The 4,929-nt window shown below is 37.5% G+C and carries 4 protein-coding genes; all 4 read left to right on the top strand.

Going from position 1 to position 4,929, the window contains the following annotated elements; all coding sequences use genetic code 11:
• Window positions 1-257: 257 nt before the first annotated feature.
• The 4 genes from Q0296_RS05170 to Q0296_RS05155 all read left to right on the top strand — a co-directional run bounded on the left by Q0296_RS05170 (window position 258) and on the right by Q0296_RS05155 (window position 4,774).
• On the top strand, window positions 258-1,658 hold the full coding sequence (locus tag Q0296_RS05170; protein ID WP_298037485.1) for an aspartate ammonia-lyase: 1,401 nt from the start codon (window positions 258-260) through the stop codon (window positions 1,656-1,658).
• A 92-nt stretch (window positions 1,659-1,750) separates the two neighbouring features.
• The gene (locus Q0296_RS05165; RefSeq protein WP_298037483.1) at window positions 1,751-3,094 is read left to right on the top strand and encodes an anaerobic C4-dicarboxylate transporter; all 1,344 of its coding nucleotides are present in this window, start codon (window positions 1,751-1,753) and stop codon (window positions 3,092-3,094) included.
• 242 nt (window positions 3,095-3,336) lie between these two features.
• Window positions 3,337-3,729 (top strand): transcriptional repressor, encoded by a 393-nt coding sequence (locus tag Q0296_RS05160; protein ID WP_298037479.1) that lies wholly within the window; start codon window positions 3,337-3,339, stop codon window positions 3,727-3,729.
• A gap of 337 nt (window positions 3,730-4,066) precedes the next feature.
• On the top strand, window positions 4,067-4,774 hold the full coding sequence (locus Q0296_RS05155; RefSeq protein WP_298037474.1) for a S1 RNA-binding domain-containing protein: 708 nt from the start codon (window positions 4,067-4,069) through the stop codon (window positions 4,772-4,774).
• Window positions 4,775-4,929: the final 155 nt, after the last annotated feature.

Here is a 4,929-nt window from a genome sequence, read left to right as displayed (position 1 = left end):
ACTTAAAGTGTAGGACAAATCTGAGTTAATTTGACCCTTTTTATATAATAAAAAAGTGATATTATTAGTAATATAACAATTTAGACAAGCAAATTCCTAAAAATTAGCTTAAATATGAAATATAATTTTCTTTCAAAGAGCGGCATATCAAGTCAAAAGCTTAAAACTTAAAAAAAATAAGTAGTCATTAATATTTAAAATCTCAAATACCTATATAATTTCACTCGGTAACAAATTTTTACTAAGGAGAAGCTGTTATGGCAACTAGAAGAGAACATGATTTTATTGGCGAGTTGGAAATTTCTGACAATTTTTACTATGGCATCCAAACATTTAGGGCTACTGAAAACTTCCACATGAGTGGCAGAACATTAAAAGAGTATCCATACTTTGTAAAGGCATTTGCACAGATCAAAAAAGCTGCTGCGCTTGCAAATAAAGAGGTTGGCGTTTTAGATCCAAAGATAGCTGATGCTTTGGCAAAAGCAGCCGATAGAGTAATAGCTGGCGAGTTTTTAGATCAATTTGTCGTTGATATGGTTCAAGGTGGTGCAGGAACAAGTACAAATATGAACTCAAATGAGGTTATCACAAATATAGCGCTTGAAAGCCTTGGTCACAAAAAAGGCGAGTATCAATACATCCATCCAAACGATCACACAAACCTTGGACAAAGCACAAATGATACTTATCCAAGCTCTATTAAAGTAGCAACTTATGCAAAACTTACTGACTTGCTTGCTGCTATGAATTTACTAAAAGATGAGCTTGAGAAAAAAGCAAAAGATTTTAAAGATATCATCAAAATGGGTAGAACAGAGCTTGAAGATGCTGTCCCTACAACACTTGGCAACACATTTAACGCATTTGCAAGCTACATCAAAAGTGATATCGAAAAGATCACAGCTGCACGCGAAGCTATGACATACCTAAATATGGGCGCAACCGCGATTGGTACAGGTATCAACTGCCACCCAGAGTATAAGAATGTAGTTGTTAAAAAACTAAAAGAGATCACTGGTGTAGACTTCAAAAAAGCTGATGACTTCATCGCTGCTACACAAGACACAGCAGACTTCGTACACGTAAGTGGCGCGCTTAAAACTGCAGCTGTTAGACTTTCTAAAATAGCAAACGACTTAAGACTAATGAACTCAGGTCCAAGATGCGGTCTTGGCGAGATAAATTTACCTCAAATGCAACCAGGCAGCTCAATCATGCCAGGTAAGGTAAATCCAGTTATCGCAGAAGTTGTAGGCGAAGCGTGCTATGAAGTAATGGGCAATGACGTAACTATCATGCTTTGCTCTGAAAGAGGCGAATTTGAGCTAAATGCGTTTGAGCCAGGCATCGCTTATGCGCTATTTAACTCTATATTTATCCTTGAAAATGCTATGAAAACACTAGCTGAAAAAGCTATCAAAAAACTTACAGCAAACCCTGAAGCTTGCCTAAAATCAGTACTTGGCTCAGTTGGTATCGTAACAGCATTTAACCCATACATTGGTTATGAAAAATCAGCAAGCATCGCAAAAGAGGCTCTTACAACTGGTAAAGCAGTTGGCGACATCTGCTTAGAGAGAGGCTATCTAAGCAAAGAAGAGATCGATAAGATTTTAGAGCCTAAAAATATGCTAAACCCAAGCATGGTTAAGTAAAAATTTAAGCAAAGTATTATTAAAAGCGTGCCAAAATTCTGGCACGCTTAAATGGTAATTTTAGTAGTAAAATTTAATAAAAGGAGTTTTCGATGGATATAATGCTGATTTTACAGATTATAGTCCTATTTGGTGGCATCTATCTTGGTGTCAAACTAGGTGGTATGGGCGTTGGCTACGCAGGTGGTCTTGGCGTTGTGATACTTGCATTGCTTGGTATGAAAGTCGATATGAAAGACATCCCTATGGATGTTATCTTGATCATCGCTTCAGTTATCTCAGCGATCACAGCTTTGCAAGTTGCTGGCGGACTTGACTATTTAGTTCAAGTAGCAACAAAAATTTTACGCAAGAATCCAAAACAAATCAACTTTCTTGCTCCGATAGTTACTTACTTTTTAACTATCCTTGCAGGAACTGGACACACTGCGTTTTCTATGATCCCTGTTATCGTTGAGGTTGCAAAAACACAAAACATCAAACCTTCAGCTCCACTTGCGCTTTCGGTTGTCTCTTCTCAAGTAGCGATCACTGCAAGCCCGATCTCAGCTGCTTTTGTTGCTATGAGTGGTCTATGTGAGAAGCTAGGTGTTAGCTATCCAGTGTTGTTATTTATTTGTATATCAACTACATTTGTAGCGATGATTATCACTGCGTTTATTATCAATAAATTTTATGATCTTGACCTTTCAAAAGATCCTATCTATCAAGATAGACTTGCAAAAGGTTTGGTTGCAGAGGTTAAGGATGTCGAGTATCACGAGCCAAAACCATACGCAAAAAGATCAGTTGCTATCTTTGCAGTTGGTGTTTTGATTGTTGTTTGCTATGCGCTATATATCTCAAAGAGCTTAGGTCTTGTAGAAAAACCTATCCTTTCAAGAGATGCAGCTATCATTAGCTTCATGCTAACTATCGGCTTTACGATAGCAGTAGCATGCAAAGTTGAGACAGGCAAACTTCTTTCAACTAGCACTTTTCAAAGTGGTATGAATGCGTGCATCTGCGTTGTTGGTATCGCATGGCTTGGTACTACATTTGTTAATGGACACCTTGACGCTATCAAAGAGGCTGCAAAAGACTTCGTTACTCAGTATCCATTTATCCTAGCTGTTGCGCTTTATTTCTTAAGCTGCTTGCTATACTCACAAGCTGCTACAACAAAGGTTATGATGCCTGCTGTTGCTGCTGCTCTTGGTATGACTAGCCCTGAAAATTCAGGTCAAATTTGGATCCTTGTAGCTTCATTTGCTGCAGTTTCTGGTCTGTTTGTATTGCCAACATATCCTACAACACTAGGTGCGATAGCGATGGACGATACAGGAACTACAAGAGTTGGTAAATTTGTATTTAACCACTCATTCTTCGTTCCAGGAACGATAATGGTTGCATTATCTGTTATCCTAGGATTTATAGTAGCTCCAGTTCTTTTATAAAACTTAAGCCGAGGTCTTTCTCGGCTTAATAATTTTCATCCATAAATGTTTCTTTTTTAACACTTTTCTTAAAGCAAAAATAGCCAATTTAATTACATTAAATTTACTTTATATTACCCTAAATTTTGGTCTTTTATACTTTTGCTAATTTTTAAAATCATATGGATTTTGATATTTAATCTTAAGTTTTTTAAAAAATGTATATTAAGAATAATTATTAAAATCAAAGTAAGAGGACAAGAATGAGAGAACTAAAATACAGTAAACAAAGAGAAGCTATAGTGGAGTGTTTGAAAAACAGATGCGATCATCCGAGTGCCGATCTTGTATTCCAATCGCTTAGGAAGGATAATCCCAAGATAAGTCTGGGTACGGTATACAGAAACTTAAACCTTCTTACCGAAATGGGAGTGATACTTAAGATAAGCTGCGGAGACGGAATAGAAAGATATGATTACAATACACATGAGCATTATCACTTCGTATGTAAAAACTGCGGTAATGTGGCAGATCTTGAGCCGAAGGAATCATGGGTGGATAATACCTTAGTCGATGAGAGCGTGGGGGTTGCGGACTCACATTCACTTATATTCTACGGAATATGCACAGAGTGCAGCGGAAAGAATACACATTAATCAATAAAACGGATGAAAGTAAGGCTTGACCCGGTCGATTCAAAGCTAAGGATACTGCCCGGCAGGTCAATATCCGGTCCATAAACCTGAAGTTTGGAGTATTTTTACCACGAACTTCGGGTTTTTGATTTATTTATCAGAATTTTGACAAGAATACACAAAACTTTCATAAAGATTGCTTATAAAGGCTGGTTACAAAGAATATTCTATGCTATAATACAAAGATGTATTAAGAGGGGCTTGCAGAAAGTACTTTGCTCTATTAAAGGAAATCTAAGCAGATATGCCAACTGTAGCGGACTCTCTCAAAAATTTTTTAATATAGGAGGGAAATTTTATGGCAGAGGAAAGTATGAAGGACTTTGAAAAGGAGATCAACGAGTCTTTGGAGAATATAAAAGACTACGAGGATAAAGACGCCGGCAAGTGGGAAGTATTCGAAAAGCAACTTGCAGACAAAGAGGTACTCAAAGTTAAGATAACGGAAATCGTCAAGGGTGGATGCGTTGCATTGGTTGATGAGATCAGAGCATTCATACCTGCAAGTCAATTATCTACAAGCTATGTAGAGAAACTTGAAGATTATCAGGGTAAGAGCCTTGATGTGGTTATAATAACCGTTGACAGAGACAAGAAGAAGCTTGTTCTCAGTCACAGGGAACTTGAAAGACAAGCAAGAGATAAGGAAAGAAAAGAGAAGGCGGCTTTAGTTAAGGTCGGAGACATCGTAGAAGGTAAGGTTGAAAGCATACGTGATTACGGTGTATTCGTTGACCTTGGTAACGGAGTAAGCGGACTTGTACACATTTCCCAGATCTCACATACCAGGATCAAGCATCCTTCAGCTGTTTTGAAAGAAGGAGACAGCATCAAGTGCAAAGTTATAGCTAATGAGGGCGGAAAGATATCACTTTCCAAGAAAGCACTTGAAGAGGAAGTAAGACAAAGAGAAGAAAAAGCGGGATTTGACGGATTCAAATACGAGGAAAAATCTTCAGTCGGTATGAGTATGGCTAATCTGTTCAAGAATATTAAACTTGACTAAAAGGAGTTTGTTATGTCAAAGGAAGCAGAAAAATTATCTAAGGAATTATTAATTTCTTACAAGCATGTGGCAAAGGAAGATAAGAAGGAATTCAAAAAATCCGATGAATTTGCAATAGGCTATAAGGAATTTCTCGATAAAGCCAAGACCGAAAG

It is taken from the genome of uncultured Campylobacter sp., from assembly GCF_937890585.1.
Taxonomy (GTDB): Bacteria; Campylobacterota; Campylobacteria; order Campylobacterales; family Campylobacteraceae; genus Campylobacter_A.
The sequence above is the reverse complement of the archived record's forward strand: the minus strand, read 5'-3'. Positions and strand labels throughout refer to the sequence as shown.

Excerpts from the sequence above, each read along its gene's own strand:
- Q0296_RS05170 (WP_298037485.1), top strand. The coding sequence starts at position 258 with ATGGCAACTAGAAGAGAACATGATTTTATTGGCGAGTTGGAAATTTCT.
- Q0296_RS05165 (WP_298037483.1), top strand. The coding sequence starts at position 1,751 with ATGGATATAATGCTGATTTTACAGATTATAGTCCTATTTGGTGGCATC.
- Q0296_RS05160 (WP_298037479.1), top strand. The coding sequence starts at position 3,337 with ATGAGAGAACTAAAATACAGTAAACAAAGAGAAGCTATAGTGGAGTGT.
- Q0296_RS05155 (WP_298037474.1), top strand. The coding sequence starts at position 4,067 with ATGGCAGAGGAAAGTATGAAGGACTTTGAAAAGGAGATCAACGAGTCT.